Annotated in this window: 15 protein-coding genes; 5 read left to right on the forward strand and 10 right to left on the reverse strand. The window is 69.0% G+C overall.

Annotation, left to right across the window (positions count from 1 at the left end):
• Positions 1-134 precede the first annotated feature (134 nt).
• The 3 genes from AB0P21_RS32145 (at position 135) to AB0P21_RS32155 (ending at position 3391) form a co-directional block, all read left to right on the forward strand.
• Positions 135-2336 carry a DUF4328 domain-containing protein gene (locus AB0P21_RS32145; RefSeq protein ID WP_363701483.1) on the forward strand — a complete coding sequence of 734 codons (2202 nt, stop codon included), beginning with the start codon at positions 135-137 and terminating at the stop codon, positions 2334-2336.
• 4 nt (positions 2337-2340) lie between these two features.
• Complete coding sequence (locus AB0P21_RS32150) at positions 2341-3105, forward strand: sugar phosphate isomerase/epimerase family protein (RefSeq protein WP_363701485.1); 765 nt, start codon at positions 2341-2343, stop codon at positions 3103-3105.
• A gap of 124 nt (positions 3106-3229) precedes the next feature.
• Positions 3230-3391 carry a hypothetical protein gene (locus AB0P21_RS32155; RefSeq protein WP_363701487.1) on the forward strand — a complete coding sequence of 54 codons (162 nt, stop codon included), beginning with the start codon at positions 3230-3232 and terminating at the stop codon, positions 3389-3391.
• Here the strand turns inward: AB0P21_RS32155 and AB0P21_RS32160 are convergent.
• The 9 genes from AB0P21_RS32160 to AB0P21_RS32200 form a co-directional block, all read right to left on the reverse strand.
• The gene (locus tag AB0P21_RS32160) at positions 3369-4397 is read right to left on the reverse strand and encodes an S-adenosylmethionine:tRNA ribosyltransferase-isomerase (RefSeq protein ID WP_363701489.1); all 1029 of its coding nucleotides are present in this window, start codon (positions 4395-4397) and stop codon (positions 3369-3371) included. The two genes, AB0P21_RS32155 and AB0P21_RS32160, sit on opposite strands and share 23 nt — an antisense overlap.
• The gene (locus AB0P21_RS32165) at positions 4394-5113 is read right to left on the reverse strand and encodes an SDR family NAD(P)-dependent oxidoreductase (protein WP_363701491.1); all 720 of its coding nucleotides are present in this window, start codon (positions 5111-5113) and stop codon (positions 4394-4396) included. Before AB0P21_RS32165 ends, AB0P21_RS32160 begins: the two co-directional genes overlap by 4 nt.
• 42 nt (positions 5114-5155) lie before the next feature.
• Positions 5156-7333: a discoidin domain-containing protein gene (locus AB0P21_RS32170; protein ID WP_363701493.1), complete on the reverse strand. Its 2178-nt coding sequence runs from the start codon at positions 7331-7333 to the stop codon at positions 5156-5158.
• Positions 7334-7449: 116 nt separating this feature from the next.
• Complete coding sequence (locus tag AB0P21_RS32175) at positions 7450-8319, reverse strand: alpha/beta hydrolase (RefSeq protein WP_363701495.1); 870 nt, start codon at positions 8317-8319, stop codon at positions 7450-7452.
• A gap of 35 nt (positions 8320-8354) precedes the next feature.
• A complete protein-coding gene (locus tag AB0P21_RS32180) occupies positions 8355-9674 on the reverse strand; it encodes an ABC transporter substrate-binding protein (RefSeq protein WP_363701497.1) in 1320 nt (439 codons plus the stop codon).
• A complete protein-coding gene (locus AB0P21_RS32185; RefSeq protein WP_363701499.1) occupies positions 9671-10687 on the reverse strand; it encodes a branched-chain amino acid ABC transporter permease in 1017 nt (338 codons plus the stop codon). Before AB0P21_RS32185 ends, AB0P21_RS32180 begins: the two co-directional genes overlap by 4 nt.
• Positions 10684-11535: a branched-chain amino acid ABC transporter permease gene (locus AB0P21_RS32190; RefSeq protein ID WP_363701501.1), complete on the reverse strand. Its 852-nt coding sequence runs from the start codon at positions 11533-11535 to the stop codon at positions 10684-10686. The genes AB0P21_RS32185 and AB0P21_RS32190 overlap by 4 nt, the downstream gene beginning before the upstream one ends.
• Positions 11532-12257 (reverse strand): ABC transporter ATP-binding protein, encoded by a 726-nt coding sequence (locus AB0P21_RS32195; RefSeq protein ID WP_363701503.1) that lies wholly within the window; start codon positions 12255-12257, stop codon positions 11532-11534. Before AB0P21_RS32195 ends, AB0P21_RS32190 begins: the two co-directional genes overlap by 4 nt.
• Positions 12250-13044, reverse strand: a complete 795-nt coding sequence (locus AB0P21_RS32200) for an ABC transporter ATP-binding protein (protein ID WP_363701505.1) — start codon at positions 13042-13044, stop codon at positions 12250-12252. Before AB0P21_RS32200 ends, AB0P21_RS32195 begins: the two co-directional genes overlap by 8 nt.
• Positions 13045-13203: 159 nt before the next feature.
• Between AB0P21_RS32200 and AB0P21_RS32205 the strand changes: the two genes are divergently transcribed.
• Positions 13204-15870, forward strand: coding sequence for a LuxR family transcriptional regulator (locus tag AB0P21_RS32205; RefSeq protein WP_363701507.1), 2667 nt, complete (start codon positions 13204-13206; stop codon positions 15868-15870).
• Positions 15871-15904: 34 nt separating this feature from the next.
• Entirely contained in the window at positions 15905-17521 is a 1617-nt protein-coding gene (locus tag AB0P21_RS32210) for a PQQ-binding-like beta-propeller repeat protein (RefSeq protein WP_363701508.1), read from the forward strand.
• Here the strand turns inward: AB0P21_RS32210 and AB0P21_RS32215 are convergent.
• A complete protein-coding gene (locus AB0P21_RS32215; RefSeq protein WP_363701510.1) occupies positions 17505-19082 on the reverse strand; it encodes an FAD-binding oxidoreductase in 1578 nt (525 codons plus the stop codon). The two genes, AB0P21_RS32210 and AB0P21_RS32215, sit on opposite strands and share 17 nt — an antisense overlap.
• Positions 19083-19103: the final 21 nt, after the last annotated feature.

A 19103-nucleotide genomic window follows, 5' to 3' on the forward strand; every position in this document is an offset into this window, starting at 1 on the left:
CGATACCCTCCGTGCTGGCATCGGCTCCACAGGGGTACTTACTTCGTGGTATCAATGTTGCTCGGTCACGCGGGGGCAGGATTCGACCGAAACGCCGAACAGACGGAGTTCCAGCAACGCGAGGGACGCAAGACGTGAGCCACCCGCAACGAGCAGTTCTCTCTGCTGTTGAAGATCGAGATGAGTGGCAACCACATGCCGCCGAGGAGTTCCAGCAGGTCAGCACGGTCGGCAAGATCGCGATCGGCCTGCTCGGCGCCTCGACGGTCACGCACCTGCTCTGCACCTGGTCCGACTGGAACACATACGGCGTCGTCAACACGTACCTCAGCGGCGGTCCCGGGGTCGACAACCCGGACCTGAACCGCGCCGACGCGATCTCCCGCGTCACCGCGATCCCGAACGTCATCATCTCCGTCGCCGCCGCCGTGGTCTTCGTGATCTGGCTGTGGCGGGTCCGGGTCAACTCCGAGGTCTTCTGCCAGGCCGACCACCGCCGCAGCCACGGCTGGGTGCTGGCCAGCTGGTTCTGCCCCGGACCGAATCTGATCTATCCGAAACAGATCGTCGACGACATCTGGCTGGCCAGCGATCCGGCCACCCCGGTCTACGCCGACGACCTGCGCCGGCTCAGGAAGCCTCTCCTCACGAACGTGTGGTGGGTCGCCTGGGTCGGCGCTCTCGTGTTCGACGTGGTGATCCGCCGGGCCCTGATGTGGATGGAAGCCACCATCGGCTCCCTGCGCGGGATCGCCCTGGCCGGTACGGCGTCGCTGATCCTGACCGCTGTCTCCGCCGTCGCCGCGACGCTGATCATCCGCAAGATCAACACCATGCAGACCACCCGCGAGTGGATGCCCTGGTGGGACCAGCGCGAGCCGAAGCTGGTCGCCGTCCCGTCGTACCGGGTGGCCGCCGACGACGACACCTCCGAGCAGCCCGCGATCGCCGAGCCGATCGCCGCCCCTGTCTCCCGGCCGCAGCCGACCCGGGCCCTCCCCGCAGCCCCCGCCAGCAGCTCACTCAACGGCCCGCTCAACGGCCCAGCCGGCGGACCAGTCGGCGGCCCGCTCAGCGCTCCCCCCGCTGTCGCCGAAGAAGCGCCGAAGTGGAGCCCGTTCGCCCCCGCAGCTCAAGCCCCCGCAGCACCAGCCCCTGCCGCCCCGGTCGCCCCCGCGCCCGCCGCCGCGGCCTGGGAAGAGACCGGCCCCGCCACCGAGCAGTTCAGCCCGGTGGAGAGCTGGCGCGAGGACACCGGCCAGGTCATCGAGGCGACCCCGTCGTACCAGCAGACCGCCTCCGGCCTGGAGACGCCGACCTGGTCGACCCCCTCCGCGCCGTACACGCCGACCCCGGCCAACGACCTGCTCTCCGCGCCGCTGCCGAGCTGGCAGGCCGAGACCGTTGCACCGCCGTCGCTCGCCCCGGCCCAGCCCGACCCGTACGCGTACCAGCCGGCCGCCCGCGCCACGGAAGAGCCGTCCTGGTCCAGCTCGTACTCCGAGCCCTACTCTGCCGGCTTGTCGTCGTACAGCGACACCACCTCTGACTACCTGACCTCCACGGAGTCCGCACCCGAGCCTGAGCCCGCACCCGTTGCGCGCGCTGGTCGCAGGGCCGCTCGGGTCGCGGTCGACAGCCCGTCGACGGTCCAGCAGGCTGCAGTCTCCGACTCGGACAGCTACTACCAGCAGGCACCGTCCCTCCCCGCCCAGGACGACTACCTGACCCCGTCGAAGCCGCTCCCGTCGGTCCCGTCGTACGGCCCGGAGCCGACGTACACGCCGGAGACCAGCTACAGCAGCCCGGCCCCGAGCTACACGCCAGAGCCGACCTACACCAGCTACGACAGCCCGGCCGTGCCGCCGAGCACCCCGGACTACGACACGTCGTACACCTCGGACTACTCGTCCAGCTACTCGTACTCCGAGCCGGCAGCCCCGGCCGCCCCGGAGCCGACCTACACGTCGGACACCAGCTACACCTCGCCGTCGTACGACAGCTACTCGTCGGAGAGCTCGTACGACACGTACAGCTCGAACACGAGCTACGACTCGTACACCCCGGCCACCGAGACGCCGGAGACCTCTTACACGGCGCCGGACTACAGCACCCCGAGCTACGACAGCTCCTACAGCCCGACCTACCCGCAGGAGAGCTACTCCAGCGACTACTCGTCGGACTACAGCAGCACCTACTCCGACCAGCCGGCCGCGGACCAGCCGTACTCCTACGAGGCCCCGGCCGAGCCGGCCGCACCGGAGAAGAGCGACTCCGAGAAGGACGACTCGGAGATCACCGCACCCCGCACTCACCCGCGTCGGCGCTGGGTCTGACCGAGTGGCTTCACTCGGCTTCTCCACGCTCGGCTGCCCAGGCGAGCCCCTGGACCACGTCCTGGAACTCGCCAAGCGCTACGACTTCACCGGCCTGGAACTGCGGACCGCCGACGACGAGTTCACGCACGTCGGCCTGACCGCCGCCGAGCGACGCGAACTGCGCACCCGGATCGAGGACGCCGGTCTGGAGATCCTCGCCGTCAACAGCTACGTGCACCTGTGCGCAGTCGAGGAGCAGCCGCTCGAAGCCCACCTCGAGCTGGCCGCCGACCTCGGTGCCCGTGGGGTCCGGGTCTTCCCAGGAGACGATCCCGAGTTCACCGGCGCGTCCCCGAGCCCCGGCGAGATCCGCGCACTGGACCGCGTCACCTCCGCCTCGAAGGACTCGCGCATCCTGCTCGAGACCCACGACTCACACTCGGCCGGCGCCAAGATGGCCGCGCTCTGCCGGCTGCTCGACGCCGAGGCGCCCGGGCACAACGCGAAGGTGATCTGGGACAGCGCCCACACTTGGAGTCACGGTGAGACGCCCGCCGAGGCGTTCGAGCTGCTGGAACCCTGGATCGACTTCATCCAGATCAAGGACGAGGACCCGGTCGACTACCGGCCGGTCCCGATCGGTACCGGCGGCTACCCGATCGCCGACCTGCTGACCACCCTCGAGGGCACCGACTACTGGCTCTCCCTCGAGTGGGAACTGAAGTGGCATCCGCACCTGCCGCCCCTCGCCGAAGCGTTGCCCGCCACCCGCGCCTGGCTGGCCTAGGCCACAATTTCGCGTCGGCGCATGACGTTGGGCACCTATCACTCGTCTAAGGAGTGAAGTCCCAACGGGGGACCTTGCAGGTAAGGACATTCATGATGCCTCTCGACATCGGGCGGTGGCCGAGGTGAGCCCACGGGCCGTCGACAAACGGGCCCGGCCCGGCAACGACGCCACCCCAGGTCCGGCCGGACCACCATCGACCCTCAGCGCGACCGATTTCGACACCGCCGAGCAGGCCGTCGTCAAGGTCGACAAGGTTGAGGTCACTGACGGAGCAAAAGACTGACGTCTCCGAATTCGTGCCACAGGTAGGAGTGCTCGAGGGCGGCGTCGTACGCACGTTGGACGACGTCGCCTCCGACTACCGACTCCAGCAGGAGCAGGTGAGAGGCCTCCGGCGCATGCATGCCGGTGATCAGCCCGTCGACGACGGTCGCCGGGTGATCGGGGCCGAGCACCAGGTCGGTCCAGCCCTTCGACGCGACCACCTCCGGCCGAGCAGCCGACTCGATCGCCCGCACTGCCGTAGTACCGACTGCGATCACTCTGCCGCCGTTGGCCTTGGTCCAGTTCACCAGCCGCGCAGTGTGCTCCGATACCTCGTACCGCTCGGGCAGCGGCGGTTCGTGGCTCTCCAGTGACGACACTCCGCAGTGCAGCAGGATCGGAGCGATCAGTACTCCGGCAGCCGCCAACTGACTCACCAGCTCGAAACTGAACGGCCGGCCGGCACTAGGCATCTCAGCCGAGCCAGGCTGGTTCGCAAACACCGTTTGGTAGAGCGCAAGCGGCCACTGCTTTCCGACGTACTTGTAGGTGATCGGGCGCCCGTTCCGCCACAAGTAGTTGACCACGTCCGCCGCCGGCGGCTTGGCCCGCCACAACCGGCGACCACTCGGCTCGTAGGGCTCAAGCAGCGTCAACACTCCCTCAGGCAACTCCACCTGATCGCCTGCTGCACCACCGAACAACGGCAGGCCACCGTTGCGGAGTTCGACCACCCAGTTGCCGTCGTCCAGTGCGGTCGAGAAGTGCACAACCACGGGCGCGACACCGGAGCCGGTGATCCAGGAGCCGTCGACCGCAGCCCCCAGCGTCCCCGAGGTGTTGACCAGCAACAGGTCACCCGGTCGCAGGTGCTCACCGATCCGGTCGAAGCGAGTGTGCGTGACGCTCGCCCCCTCCGCGACCAGCAGCTTGACCTGATCCCGAGCCAGCCCGCGCGCCTCCGGCGGCTCGACCGCGTTCAGCTCGTCGGGCAGCGTGAATCTGGTCTGCGGATGGACTGTCACGACGCCACCGCCGCAGCGAACTCAGCGGCACGGTAGCGACCACTGGCCGGCCGACTGTCCAGCAACCGCAGAAACGCCGGTACTACGCTCGCCGGCTCCGGCCGATCCGAGATGTCCTCACCAGGGAACGCCGCCTGGTGCATCGCCGTCCGGAGATCACCCGGATCGACCGCGTAGACAGCCAGCCCAGGATGCTCCGCCGCCAGTACTGCGCTCGCATGGTCCAGCGCCGCCTTCGCCGAGCCGTACCCGCCCCAACCCTCGTACGCCTCGACCGCGGCATCCGAGCTGAGGTTGATCACGATCCCCGCGGCCTTGCTCAATTCGGGCAGCAACGCCTGGGTCAATGCGATCGGCGCGACGACGTCGACCTCGTAGACCCGCCGCAACTCCTCCAGATCCACACCCGCCAACGGCTGCAGCGGACTGGCCCCGAGGTAGCTCGCGTTGTTGATCAGCAAGTCGAGGCGGCCGAGCTCACCCACCGCGTCGACCAGGTCGGCCCGATGCTCGGCATCGGTGACGTCCCCGGCCAGCGGAACCACCTCGGTTCGGGCGGCCAGCGCGTCGGCCGCGTTCTTCAGCGCATCGGCACCACGGGCGTCGATGATCAACGCCCAGCCACGTTCGGCCAGACCGTGCGCCAGCGCGAGGCCGAGCCCCGCACTGGCGCCGGTGATGAGGGCAACGGGACGAGTCAGAGATTCAGAGGTCATGCCCGTTACCCTCATACCTCAAGCGAACTTGAGGTCAAGCAGTCAGCTCCCGTAGATCTCGTACTCCGACAGCTGGCCGGCCGGCCAGCCCGTGTTGCCGGTGAAGGTGAGCCGCACCCACCGGGTGTTCACCGTGGCCGGCAAGGTGATCGTCGCCGCATTGCCCGCACCCGGATCGAAGGTGCGACCCGCTGCTCCGGCCAACTGGGTGTACGCCGAGTTGTTGGTGCTGCCGAGCACCTGGATGGTCTGCGTCCGCGCACCCCAACCCGGCGGGAGCTTCAGGACCAGCCGCTTGACGTTCAGGTTGCTGCCGAGGTCGACGGTCAGCGACTGCGGCCAGCTGTTGTTGGCACTCTCCCAGTAGCTGCCGGCGTTCCCGTCAACCGTGTTGCCTGCAACGTAGTTCTGATTGAAGCTGGTCGCGGTGACTTGCTTGCCTGCAGCAAGGTTTCCGGTCGGCTGACCCGGGTCGGTGCCACCACCGCTGCCCGGCTCGACCCAGCTGCAGCCACTCCAGGTGGAGTCCAGCCCGCTGTTGCCGGAGCCGCGGGTCAGTGAGAACGTGCCGCTCGGGTAGGCACAGTTGTAGACCGCGGCTCGGCCGATCCCGCTGGCCGCGACGTTGGTGACGGTCGCCGCGCCGGTGGTCTCCGCCTGGAAGGCAAAGGTTCCGGCGCCTTCGATCGAACCGCCGTCCACAGTGACGTTCTGGACCCGCCGACCGGCGCCGCCACCGTCAACGAACTGGTACGCCGACCAAGGGCTAGCCACCAGCCGGTTGTTGGTGAACCGAACCTGCGCGTTGATCTGGGTGTCGTACGCGTCCACCCGGATCGCGCCGTGCGGGTGGTTCTGGCCCCAGTTCGGGTTCATCGCGCCGGTCCGGATCAGCGTGTTCCCGGAGACGTTGATGGTGCCCGCGAGCGGGAAGAACGGCGACGCGAAGGACTGGTTCGAGATCGCGATGCCACCACCGAGCGCGTTGGTGTCGGAGATCAGGTTGTCCCGCACGGTCAGGTCGGTGCCGCCGTAGATCGCGATGCCGTTCGCCAGGTTCGGCTGCACGATCGTGTTGTTGGCGAAGGTGCTGTTCCGGTTCGCCGCGTGCAGCGACCAGGCGGCCAGCGCGTCGTCGCCCTGGTTGCGGAGGAAGTTGTTCCGCACCTGCACGTTGTACGCGGTGCCGTTCAGGTTCAGGCCGTCGGCGGTCATGTCGTAGAACCGGTTGTTCTCGACCACCAGGTTGTCGTTGTTGCCGGTCAGCCACAGCCCGACCTTGAGGTGCTGCAGCCAGAGGCCGGAGACGACCGAGTTCGGGCCGAGGCTGCCGTTGACGAAGTTGTCGGGCGAGTTGTCGTTGCGCTCGGTCACCTCCCCGATCACCGCGAAGTCGTGCAGTTTCACGTTGCCGCCGCCGTTCGGGCGGTCGATCAGGTGGCTGCTGAGCAGGGTCGAGTGCCAGCGGCCGGCGCCGCGCAGCGTCACCCCGTCCGGGTTGATGGTGCCGCCGACCCGGAACCGGCCGGCTGGGATCCACACGGTTCCACCAGAACCGCGGGCGCTGTCGATGGCACTCTGGATCGCGCCGGTGGAGTCGTTGTTGCCGTTCGGATCCGCGCCGCGATCGGTGATCGAGATCGAGCCACCAGGCTGACCGGCGGGACCGGCCACGTTCTCGAACTCGACATCATCGATCGTGTACGGACCGGCGGTGTTCTCGCCGTCGACCTGCAGCTTGATCTTCGCGCCCGCGTTGACGGTCTGGCCGAGTTGCAGCCGGGCGTGGTCGTAGAGCTTGTGAGTGCGCGACCCGGCGATCCAGCCGGTGTCGACGAAGCTGTACTTCGCCGTCACCGCCAGGGACTGCGAGAGCTTCTGGCCGTTGACGTAGACCGACAGCGTGCCGGTGCGGCCATCCGGAACGGAGTACGCGACGTTGATGGCGTTGGTGGTCCCGGGGGCGGTGAACTCGACGTACTGGCCGCCGCTGAGGGTGACCGCCTGGCGGTTGGAGGCCTCGGCGGCGAGCGTTCCCTGGGCGTAGCTCGGGCCGATCTTGCTGCCGTTGGTGGCGGCACTCTCGGCCTCGAGGATGGTGAAGGGGAGGGAGGCGCCGGCCGCTTGGATCGCGGCCGGCGCCGCCTGCACAGGGAGCGCGGTCAGGCCGGCTCCGGCGGCCGTCGCGAGCGCGACGGCCAGATACGGATACTTATGCATGAGTGGTACGGCCTTCCTGGGGGGCGGACGGAGGGCAATGTCCGCACACCTTAAGGAAGGACATAACTCATTGCAAGACTTCGACTACGTCTTGCAAGTTATTAACAGACAGTGATCTAGGAGTGCGGGCAGGTGTCCCGGTACTCCGCGATCGTCAGGCTGGCCGAGGGCGCCGGGCAGAGGAACTGCTCGTACCTGGTGTCGTTGTCGATGAACCGCTTGAGCCACGAGATGCTGTACTTCGCGATCGTGGTGTTCGAGCTGTTCGGGGTGAAGTGGCTGGCGCCGCGGAGCTCGAGGTACGCCTTGTCCAGCGAGGACGGCAGCGAGGTGTAGAACCGCGACGAGTGCGACGAGACCGGCGCGATGGTGTCGCCGTCCGCGCCGATCACCAGGGTCGGCACGGAGACCTCACCCCAGGTCTTGTCGGTGTGCCACCCGGTCAACGGGATCGCCGCCTGCAGAGCCGGCCGCTGAGCTGCGGCGCGCAGCGTGCCACCACCGCCCATCGAGTGGCCCATCACGCCGAGCCGGGTCGCGTCGATCCGGGTCCGGACCGAACTGGTCCGGGTCAGGTAGTCCAGTGCTGCCAGCAACTGGGTCGCCCGGCTGTCGGGCTGGTCGGAGGTGGTGTTGGTGTCGATGGTGAAGACCACGAAGCCCTGGGAGGCGATCCGCGGGCCGAGCCAGGCGATCGACGACTGCCTGGCGGTGAAGCCCGGTGCGATGGCGATCGCGCCGAAGGTCCCCGCGGAGGTGCTGGTCGGGTAGTAGATGGTGCCACCGCCGAACCCGGAGACGGTCGACGACACGGTCGTGGTGGAGACCGCGAACGAGCCGCGGCTGGCCTCGATACTGGAGTTGGTCGGGGCGGGGCCACGCTCGTACGGGTTGTCGGCGGCCTGGACGGAAGGCGCGGTGACGGCGACGGCGCCGACCAGGGCGGCCGTCAGCGTCAGTGTCGTGAGTACGTTGCGAAGTTTCATGGCGTACACATCCTTCTGGGTTGGGGCGGTGGACATCACTGGCCGACGAGGTTGATCTCCTCCGGAGTCGATCGCTTCTCCTCGTACGGCGTCACCTCGCCGGACTCACGATCGGTCACCCTGGGCTCCTGCAGCGTCTTGATGCTGCCGTCGGCAGCGAGCTGGAACACCAGGGCGCCGGTGTAGCCGGCGTGGTCGTCTTTGCTGAAGGCGAACGGCGTCAGGCCGGGGCCCTTGAGCTCACCCGAGCTCATCGCGTCGATCAGCTTCTGCCGGGTCAGGTCCTTGCCGGCGGCCTTGAGCACCTGGCCGAAGGTGTAGGCCTGCACCATCCCGTAGAGCAGCGTGTCGGTGAACGGCTCCTTCGGGATGTACTTGTCGTGGATGCCACGGAAGAACTTGGTCCACGGGTCGTCGGCCGAGCGGGAACTCGGCAGGTACCGGGTGCCGATCAGGCCGGTCAGCAGCGCGGCGCCGAAGACCTGGGTGCCACCCTGCTTGGCGAACTGCTCGACCAGCCCGGTCAGTGTCGCCGGGTCGGCCCCGATGCTGCTCACCACCAGCTGCGGTTTGTAGCCGAGCTTCAGCGAGGTCAGGATCGTCAGCGCGGTGAAGGCCGGGATGCACTCGCAGACGACCACCTCGGCGCCGGAGGCCTGCAGGGCCGAGATCTGCGGGGTCACGTCGGTGTTCGCCGGGTCGTAGGTCTTCCGGGCCACGATCTGCGGCTTGATGAACTGGTCGAGACCCTTCTGGGTGTCGGCCCCGACGTCGTCGCCCTGGACCAGCAGGCCGACCTTCTTGCCGGCGAACTTCTCCTTGATGTACTGGCCCTGGACCTTGCCCTCGCGGGTGTAGTCGACCTGGTAGCCGAAGGTGTTCGGGTGCTTGTCCGGCGAGTTCCACATCAACGCGCCCGAGGAGACCAGCAGGTCCGGCACGCCCTCGGCGGTCAGGTAGTCGAGGACCTTCGAGTGCGTCGGAGTTCCCAGGCCCCCGACGATCGCGAAGACCTTGTCCTGCAGGACGAGCTTCTTGACCACCTCGACGGTCCTGGTCGGGTTGTAGCCGTCGTCCTCGACCTTGTAGGTGATCTTGCGGCCGTTGATCCCGCCACCGTCGTTGAGGTGGTCGTAGACCGCCTTGGCGCCGACGGAGATCTTGCTGTACCCCGGCGCGGCCGGCCCGGTGAGCGGTTGGTGGGTGCCGATCACCACCTCGGTGTCGGTCACCCCAGGAGCAGCCTCACCCTTCTGGCCGCCGTCGTTGGCCGGCGTCTCACCGGCTCCGCCGCAACCACTGAGCACCAGCGCGGAGGCCAGGGCCACCGCAACGGCAGAACGTTTGTTTCTCATTGTTCTCCTCGGTGAGAGGGAGCCGGGCGTCGTACCCGGCTCCAGACCTTGCGCAGGCCGCCTTGGATCCCCGCCGGGAAAGCGAGGACGATCACGATGAGCACCACGCCGTACAGGGCGAGTGGGAGGTTGTCGGACAAATCGCTGCGCAGGCTGAACAGCTCGGCGAGGTCATCGGTCCAGACCTGGATGTAGACCAGCGCGATCGCACCCCAGAGCGCGCCCCACAGACTGCCGAGGCCGCCGAGTACCAACGCGGCCAGCAAGCTCAGCGACAGTGCCGGGGTGAAGGAACCAGGTGCGGCAGTGCCGAGCAGGAACGCTTGCAGGCCACCCGCCAGGCCACCGCACGCCGAGCTGACGAGGAACGCGAGGATCTTCGTCCGGCCGACATGGATTCCGGCCAGTGACGCGGCGACCTCGTCGTCACGCACAGCCCGCAGCGTGCGGCCCAGCCGACCGCGAGCGAGATTCGCCAACACCACAAGGGCAAGCAGGACCGCCAGCCAAACGATCCACGCCTGCCACCGAGTAGCCGGTACTGCGCTGAGCCCGGCCGGCTGACTGTTGACCGTGAAGCTCAGCCCGTTGCTGCCCGCCAGCAGGTCCGGGAACCGTTGCGTGACAGCAGGAAGCCCGACGGCTAGCGCCAAGGTCGCGCCTGCCAGGTAGGGACCGCGCAGCCGGGCGGCCGCAGCACCGGCCAGCAGCCCGGCGAGCCCACCCGCGACGGCCGCCAGGAGGAGATCGACCCAGATGGGGAGCGCCGGCACCCGGAGTACGAGGAGGGCGACGGTGTAGGCGCCGATGAACATGAAAGCGCCGTGGCCCAAGGAGATCTGGCCGTTGAAGCCGGTCAGCAAGGCCAGTCCGGCGACCGCGATCAGGTAGTAGCCGACGGTCGCGATCCGCAGGTTGGTGAACGGATCCGTGGCGAAGGTGAGTAGGACCAGCAGCACCAGACCGGCCAGCGCCGCGAGCAGATGAACCACCACCGGGGGAAGTTTCATCATGCCCGCCTGGCCGTCGCCCGGCCGAACAGACCCGTGGGCCGGATCGCGAGCACTGCAACGAGAATCGCCAGCGCGGCCAGTGGCACCAGCTCCGGACCCAGCAAGCCCGACACGTAGGACAGGCCGAGACCAACCGCGAGACCGCCGATGATCGTGCCGAGCGGATTGTCCAGCCCGCCGACCACGGCCGCGGTCAGCGCGTAGACGAATACCTCGTCGAGCACGGTCGGGGAGATGAACGGCGGGATCGCCAGCATTCCGGCCAGCGACCCCACGGCCGCGGCCAGCCCCCAGCCGATCGTCAGCATCACCCTGACCCGTACGCCGAGCAGCCGCGCGACCTCAGGATTGAACGCGGCCGCCCGGAGCCGCAGCCCGAGCGCCGTGAACTTGAACAGCAGCAGGACTCCCGCAGCTGTGACGACCACCGCGAGTACGGCGAACAGATCGCTGGCGGAGAACCGGCCGCGGAAGTCGAACGCGTACGAGAACGAGTGCGGCTCGTTGGACCAGATCATCCCCGCTACTGCCTGCAGCACGAGCAGCAGGCCGAGCGTCACGATGATCGCGCTCAGCTCACCCGCGTTGCGCAGCGGCCGGATCAGCAGCCGCTCCACGGTGACTCCGAGCAGCGTGCCCACGACGATGGCGACGGCGAACCCGAGCCAGTAGCTGCCGGTGCCCTTGGTCACGGAGTACGCGAGGTAGCCGGAGATCAGGGCGAGGGCGGGCTGGGCGAAGTTCACCACGCGGGTCGCGCGGTAGATGATCACCAGCGACAACCCCAGTGCGGCGTACACGGCACCGCTGGACAGGCCGGCCACGGTCAGGTTCAGGAAGGTGGTCATCCGGTCCCCTTGAGCCGCAGGCCGAGGTAGGCGTCGCTCAGCTGTTCGTCTGCGAGGAGCGTGGCAGCGTCGTCCGACGCCACCAGCTCCCCGAGGCCCAGCACGAAGCCGTGGTCCGAGACGGACAGCGCGCTGTGCGCGTTCTGCTCGACGAGCAGAACGGTGAGGCCGGTCTCCGCGCGGAGGTCGCGAAGGACGGCCATGATCTTGGCGGTGACCAGCGGCGCGAGCCCGAGGGAAGGCTCGTCCAGCAGCAGCATCCGCGGCCGGCCCATCAGCGAGCGGCCGATCGCCAGCATCTGCCGCTCGCCACCGGACAGCGTGCCGGCCGCCTTGTCGAGCCGCGGCGCCAGCGGCGGGAACAGCTCGAGCATCTCGGCCAGGGCGGCGGCGCGATCGGCTCGGTCGCGCCGCCAGAGCGCTCCGAGCCGGAGGTTCTCCGCCACCGTGAGCTCGGGAATCACGCCGCCGCCCTCCGGAACGTGGGCGATCCCGGACCGGGCGATCTGGTCGGCCGGCAGGGCGGTGATGTCCCGGCCGAACGCGCTGATCCGGCCGGAGGTGGCCCGGATCAGGCCGCTGATCACTCGCAGCAGCGTGGTCTTGCCCGCGCCGTTGGCGCCGAGGACGGCGGTGATGCTGCCCTCCTCGACCCGGAGCGTCACGTCCTTGAGCGCACGGACAAGTCCGTGGTGAACGGTCAGTCCCTCGATCTCAAGCACTCGACGGCTCCCCGGGTGCGAGGCCCAGATAGGCGTCGGCGACGGCCGGCGCGGCCCGTACTTCGTCCGGGGTGCCGGTCGCGATCACCTCGCCGAAGTCGAGCACCACCACCTCGTCGCAGACCCCCATCACCAGATCCATGTGGTGCTCGACCAGGACGACCGCGGTCCTGCCGGTCAACGCGCGGATCCGGGCGGCCAGCTCGTCCGTCTCCGCCATCGACAACCCGCTCGCCGGTTCGTCGAGCAGCAGCAGCTCCGGCTCGGACACCAACGCCCGGGCGAGCGCGACCCGTTTGCGGGACCCGTACGGGAGCGCGCTCGGTGGCAGGTCCCGGACGTCGGCGAGATCGAGCTCCGCCAGCAGCCGAAGCGCTCGGGTCCGCAACTCGTCCTCGTCCCGCGCGGCTCTCGGCGTACCGAGCAGAGCGGCCACCGACCCCGTCCGGGCGAACCTGCCGGCGCCGGTCATCACGTTCTCCAGCACAGTCAGCCCGCCGAACAGGCCGAGACCCTGCAGGGTGCGTGCGATGCCGAGCCGGGCGAGCTGGTCCGGACGATGGGCGGGCAGCGCCCGGCCCTTCCAGCGCAGTTCGCCGGCCTCCGGACGGAGAAACCCGCAGACCACGTTGAACAGGGTCGTCTTGCCGGCGCCGTTGGGGCCGATCACGCCGACCACGCTGCGCGGCTTGATGCTCAGCGAGACCTCACGGAGTGCGATCAGGCCACCGAACCGGACGGTGACCCCAGCGACGTCCAGAAGCTTCTCTGGGGAAGCGTTAGTCATCTGACTCCTTCCCACCGGGCGACTGTGAGCAGCAGTCTGTGCCGACCGCCTGCTGGGGGGCATCGGTGGAACCACCAGTCATGTGGTCCTGAATCGTCACAGGGGGTAATTCGGCCTGGGCTCTTCCGTGCGCGGCGATGGCGATCTTTACTGATGGGTATGTCTGCCGAGGTCGTACTCCGCGGGCGTGACCAGGAGCGCGCCACCGTGCAGGAACTGCTGGACGCCGCTCGATCCGGTCAGGGATCCGCCTTGGTGATCACCGGCGGCCCTGGCACCGGCAAGTCCTTGCTGCTGAAGGACGCTTCGACGGCCGGGTTCCGCGTGCTGACCGCGCAGGGCGTGCCGGCCGAGTCCACGCTCGAACCCGCCGGCCTGCACCGCGTGCTGCAACCAGTGGCCGACCAGCTCCCGGAGTCATTGCGCCAGGCAACAGGTCTGGCCCCGGGGACTCCGCCTGACACTTTCGCCTTGCACACCGAGGTCCATCGACTGCTCTGCGAACTGGCGGCCGAGCAGCCGGTTCTCGTCCTCGTCGACGACGCCGGCCGGCTCGACCGTTCGTCGCTGGAAGCCCTGGCGTTCCTGGCTCGCCGAGCCACCGACCACCGGCTCGCGGTGCTGTTCACCCTCGAGCCACAGCGAGGCGAGAATCCGCTGACCGGTCTTCCCGTGCTGGCCCTCGGACCGCTCGAGGACCCAGCCGCGATGGAGATCCTGTCCGACCTCAGTCCGCTGGGCCTGTCGGAAGACTTCGCCGAAGAGGTCCTTCGCCTCGCCGGCGGCAACCCGCTGGCACTGACCGAGCTGGCCGGCACGGGCGAGCTACCGCCGGACAGCGCGCTGCGAGCTCGCCTCCGAGCCCGTTTCCACACCCTGTCGGACGATGCCCAGCGACTGGTCCTGCTCGCAGTGGCCGACGAGGACCTGGAACTCGACTCAGTGATCCGCGCCGAGCTGGAGACCGAGGCGCTGGAGGAGGCTCGCGCCAGCGGCCTGCTCGTACTCCGCGGCGAGCACGTCGAGCTGGCGACCCAACTCACCCGCTCCGTACTGCGGACCGAGGTCCCGGTGGCCGACCACCGGCAGGCTCACGCGCTACTGGCTTCGGTCCTCGATTCCGAGCAACACACCTCGCGCTGGTTGTGGCATCGCGCCGCGATGAGCCGCAAGGTGATCGAGGGTCAAGCCGACGAACTCGGCGCCGCGGCCGCGCGGGCACGGCGTACGGGGAACTATCCGGCGGCGTCGCTGGCCTCCGAGCGCGCTGCCTCGCTGGCCAGGGCGCCACAGGACAAGGCCGCGCACCTGATCGCCGCGGCCGCTGATCAATGGTCGACCGGAAAGCCACGACGGTCCCGCGCGATCCTCCGCGAGGCAGCCATCCACGTGCGCGGGCAAGAGTTGCGTGGCTTGGCCGACTTCGTGCGCGGCGGAATCGAGCTGGGCGACAGCGTCCCCGGTACTGCGGTCCGCAGCCTGCTCAAGGCTTCCGACGAACTGCTCGACTCGCACCGCCCGTTGGCCATCACCGCTCTGGTCTTCGCCGCGGAGGCAGCCAGCATCGCGGGGGACCAGGCTGATCACGCCACCACTGCGGCGCGCGCGGCGACACTTCGCCGTACGGACGAACCGCCGGCCACGGCGCTGATGTTCGACCACCTCGAGGGGATGGCTGCCACCTTCGCCGGTAACCACCTCGCTGCCGGGCCTGCGCTGGAGCGGACTATCCGGCTGGCGACCGAGCTGCCTGATCCGCGCTCGAAGATCTGGGGGAGCCAGGCGGCGTACGTGCTGGGGCGTGCCAGCCGATCGTTGGAGCTCGCCACCCAGGCGGTCGCCGCGGCTCGCGACACCGGGATGACTTCGCTGGTGCCGTGGGCGCTGGTCTACAAGTCGCTGGCCGCGCTGCTGCTCGACCAGCACTCGATCTCGCTGGACTGTTCGCTCGAAGGCGTGCGCGAAGCCACCTCGATGGGACAACCCAACACCGTGGTCGACCATCTGACGATCCTCGCGCTGATGGCCGCGTTGCAGGGCGACAAGACCACCGCCGTTCATCGGCTGCACCTGGCCGCCGCCGACGTCACGCGTCGTGGCCTCGGTCGGCCGAGCACGTTCGGGTCCTGGACGTTGGCGTGCGTCGACCTGGTCGACAACCGTCCTGCCGACGCGCTCAACCGGCTGCGTCTGCTGGCCGTCGACACCGGTCGCGTGCATCCCGGGATCAAGGTGATGACCGCGCCGCACTTCGTCGAGGCAGCAGTTGCCTGCGGCAGGCAAGCCTCGGCCGCCAAGGTGTTGCAGCAGTTCGAGGGCTGGGCGGTCGGCACCGGCTGCCCAGCCAGACTCGCGCTGTCTCACCGCTCGCACGCCCTGCTCGCCGGTGCCGGTCCGGCGGCCGACGAGCACTTCCGCGAGGCGATCCGGCTGCACCGAGCAGGCGGTACTCCGATGGAGCTGGCCAAGACCGAGTTGTTCTACGGCCACCGGCTCCGTCGCGATCGTCAGCCCAAGGCCGCGCGGGAGCATCTGCGCGACGCGTTGCGGATCTTCCAGCAGTACGACTCCGAGCACTTCGTCGGCCTGGTCCGCGCGGAGCTACGGGCCTCCGGCGACACCATCGCGCCGACCCGGACCGCCGTCGCCGCCGAGCTGACGCCGCAGCAGTCGCAGATCGCCCACCTGGTCGCCGAGGGCGCGACCAACCGGGAGATCGCGGCGCAGTTGTTCATCAGCCATCGGACCGTCGAGCACCACCTGCGCAACATCTTCGCCCGGCTGGAGGTTCGCTCCCGGGTCGAGCTCGCCCGGCTGCTGGGATAGCGGCCGGAACCCTCGGCTCTGACACGATGACGAGGTGACGAGCTCAGCAGATCAACGGAATGCACCCTGGCGCGGTTGGCAGCGGGCGGCGCTGGTCGCACTGGCCGTGCTGGGCGCTCTGTTCGCCTTCGGGCTCGCCCTCGCGTCGCTCGAGGAGTCCTGGCGGGTTCCGGACTTCCCGCCGGACCAACTCTGGCTCGCCATCGTCCTGCTGGTCGTCGCACTGGCGGCCGTCCCGCTGCTGTTCCGCTTCTCCCGCCGCAAAGGCCGTACTGCGCGGATAGTGGACGGCGCAGTGACCGCGGCAGGAGCCCTCGGAGTGATTGCCGTCCTGTTCCTCGCGCCGGACACGAATCCGGCGGTGGGCATCGGTCTGCGAGTGCCTTTGTTGCTCACCGCATCGGTCTTGCTCGCCGTCGCCGGTGTCGCGTCGATGGTCGCGTCCAGGCTCGAGCCGGCGCCTTCCCTCAACCTCGGGCAACTGCTCGCCCGGATCGCAGTACCGGTGGTGCTCGTGCTGGCGATGATCTTCGGGGTCGCGCCACTGTGGCGTTCCTTTGCGTTGACCACCAACGAGTACGTCAGCGGCACCCGGGGACCGGTCACGCCGAGCACCCGCTCAGCGCTGACCGGCGAGGTCGCCTGGTCCAGTACGTCGAAGGGCTACAACTCGGACGGCTTCCGCAAGGCCGTCGGTACGGCGTACGGGATCGCCACCAGCCGGACGATCGGCAGCGTCGAGATGCTCGATCCGACCACCGGCGAGCTGCGCTGGCGGTACTCGCGGTCGGACTCCGACGGCCTGCCTGACATCTGGGTGACCGGTGACGGAAGCCAGCTGCTGGTGTCCTTCGACGATGTCGGCTTCCTGGTGCTCGACGCCGACACGGGCGAGCGCAAGGCCGCCTGGCCCGGCGGTGCTCGGGACAACGATGTGCTGAGCGCCGATCCGCTGGTCACCGGAGGATCCGTCAGCAAGGGCTCCGACAAGCTGTACGGCACCGACACCGACGGCAATCACCGCTGGACCGTCGAGCCCGGTCGCTGCACCAGCATCACCGCCGTGGCGACAGCGGACACCGCAGTGGCGTCCTTCAACCGCAGCTGCAACAAGGAACCCGACGAGCTGACCGGGCTGGACCTGAAGAGCGGCAAGAAGCTGTGGAGCCATGCCGAGGACTGGAAGGCAGACCCGCTGGCGATCGGCAGCCTGATCGTCGGGCTGCAGTCGGCGCGGGAACTGGTCGGCGTGGAGGCCCGGACCGGCGAGGTGAAGTGGCGTTGGCCGCTCCCCGCGGCGCTCGCCTGCGAGACCAAGCTCCACCGGTCGGGCGCGCAGATCGTGCTGCTCAACTGCCCGTCGAACACGGACAAGACCCAGACGACGGTGACCGTGATCAACGCCGGCACCGGCGAGCTCGCCTGGCAACGGACCGCGCCGATCGACACGTCGGCCAAGCCTGCAGTCACCGAGGACGGCCGCGTGGTCGCCTTCGTGGAGCTGCCGAGCGGCTGCCGGCTGGACGTGGTCGAGGAGTCCGGCTACCGCGCGGTGCCGGTGCCGAAGGAGGTCCGGTGCAATCAGGGCGTCGAAGCTGTCGGCAATGTCGTGCTGGCGCGGGGCAAGGACTCTCTTATCGCGCTGGAATGAGGATGCCGGGGTTGAGGATGCCGTTCGGGTCCAGCACCTGCTTGACCGCCTGCAAGGCCTCGATCGCGAGTGGGCCGACCTCGGTGACGTAGGCATCGCGATGGTCGGTGCCTACGGCGTGATGGTGGGTGATGGTCCCGCCGGCGGCCGCGATCGCCTGGCTGGCCGCGGCCTTCGCCTGCCGCCACTGGGCGACCGGGTCGTCGGTCTGGGCGGAGAGCACGGTGAAGTAGAGCGAGGCTCCGGTCTCGTAGACGTGCGAGATGTGGCAGAGCACGACCGGCGGTGTGCCTTGCCCGGACAGTGAGCTGACCAGCGCATCGGTGACGGCTGCCTTCAGGGCCGGCAGCGTCGACCAGAAGCCTGCTGTCTCGAGCGTCTCGACCAACGCGCCTTCGTCGAGCAGGGGATCGCGGAGATAGGGAGCCCGGTACCGGCCTTGCCGCCAGGTCTCGCCAGGTCCCTCGCCGACAGACTGGCCGCCGGCCGCTGTCAGGACCTCGGCCGCCTCGGCGCGGCGTACCGGAGTACGGGGGCCTTCGAAGCCGACGATGGCCAGTGCGCCGCCGGGGCCGCCGGCGAGGACGTTGGGGTCGGCCAGGTTGATCGCTGTCTCGGCCTCGTCGGACAGGCGCAGTACGGTCGGCAGTGGTCCGTCCTGAGCCAGTTGGCGCAGCGCGGCGAGGCCTTGATCGAAGGAGTCGAACCGCCAGCCTTCGAAGGACCGCTCGGTGGGACGCGGGCGGATCCGGAGTACGACGCTGGTGATGATGCCGAGCGTGCCTTCCGAGCCGAGCACGAGCTGGCGGAGATCCGGGCCGGCCGCCGACATCGGCGCGCGACCGAGCTCGATCGTGCCGCTCGGCGTGGCCAGGGTGAGGCCGACGACCATCTGGTCGAAGCGCCCGTACCCCGCGGAGGCCTGGCCGCTCGACCGGGTCGCCGCGTAGCCGCCGATGCTGGCGCCCTCGTAGGACTGCGGGAAGTGCCCGAGCGTGTAGCCGCGCTCCGCGAGCAGTGCCTCAGCAGCGGTACCGCGAACGCCCGCCTCGATCGTCGCCGTCCTGGAGACCTCGTCGACCTCTCGTAGCCGGTTGAGCCGCTGCAGGTCTACTGCGACGAACTGTGTGCCTTGCGGCGCCAGGCCGCCGACTACCGACGTGCCACCGGCATAGGGGACGACAGCGACTCCCTGCTCGGAGCAGGCGGTCAGTAGAGCCTGTACGTCGTCGTGAGAGCCGGGGTAGACGACTGCGGCCGGCATGTCGGTGGTGTCGCCCGCACGGTGGCGCAGGAGATCCGGGGTCGAGTATCCGCGCGTGTGGGCCCACCTGGTGTCCAGGTCGGTCTTCACGTGCTCGGTACCGAGCAGCTTCTCCAGCGCAGCCGTGACCTCGGTACTAGTGCCCGCCTCGTCCTTCGGCGCGGTCTTGGCGCGTGGGCGGCGTACGCCGAGGTGTTTGAGCGCCTCCAGCGCGGCGGCGGGCAACTCGACCACCTGGGCTGGGTCGCCCCAGCGGCCGGGCGTGAGGTTGACCACCAGGAGGTCGGACTCGGTCATGGGAGGCTCCCGCTCTGGGGT

The organism is Kribbella sp. NPDC056861 (genome assembly GCF_040687575.1).
GTDB lineage: Bacteria > Actinomycetota > Actinomycetes > Propionibacteriales > Kribbellaceae > Kribbella.

Coding starts and splice junctions, on each gene's coding strand:
- AB0P21_RS32180 (WP_363701497.1), bottom strand. CDS start 9,674: ATGAGAAACAAACGTTCTGCCGTTGCGGTGGCCCTGGCCTCCGCGCTG.
- AB0P21_RS32205 (WP_363701507.1), top strand. CDS start 13,204: ATGTCTGCCGAGGTCGTACTCCGCGGGCGTGACCAGGAGCGCGCCACC.
- AB0P21_RS32190 (WP_363701501.1), bottom strand. CDS start 11,535: ATGACCACCTTCCTGAACCTGACCGTGGCCGGCCTGTCCAGCGGTGCC.
- AB0P21_RS32200 (WP_363701505.1), bottom strand. CDS start 13,044: ATGACTAACGCTTCCCCAGAGAAGCTTCTGGACGTCGCTGGGGTCACC.
- AB0P21_RS32165 (WP_363701491.1), bottom strand. CDS start 5,113: ATGACCTCTGAATCTCTGACTCGTCCCGTTGCCCTCATCACCGGCGCC.
- AB0P21_RS32215 (WP_363701510.1), bottom strand. CDS start 19,082: ATGACCGAGTCCGACCTCCTGGTGGTCAACCTCACGCCCGGCCGCTGG.
- AB0P21_RS32175 (WP_363701495.1), bottom strand. CDS start 8,319: ATGAAACTTCGCAACGTACTCACGACACTGACGCTGACGGCCGCCCTG.
- AB0P21_RS32185 (WP_363701499.1), bottom strand. CDS start 10,687: ATGATGAAACTTCCCCCGGTGGTGGTTCATCTGCTCGCGGCGCTGGCC.
- AB0P21_RS32170 (WP_363701493.1), bottom strand. CDS start 7,333: ATGCATAAGTATCCGTATCTGGCCGTCGCGCTCGCGACGGCCGCCGGA.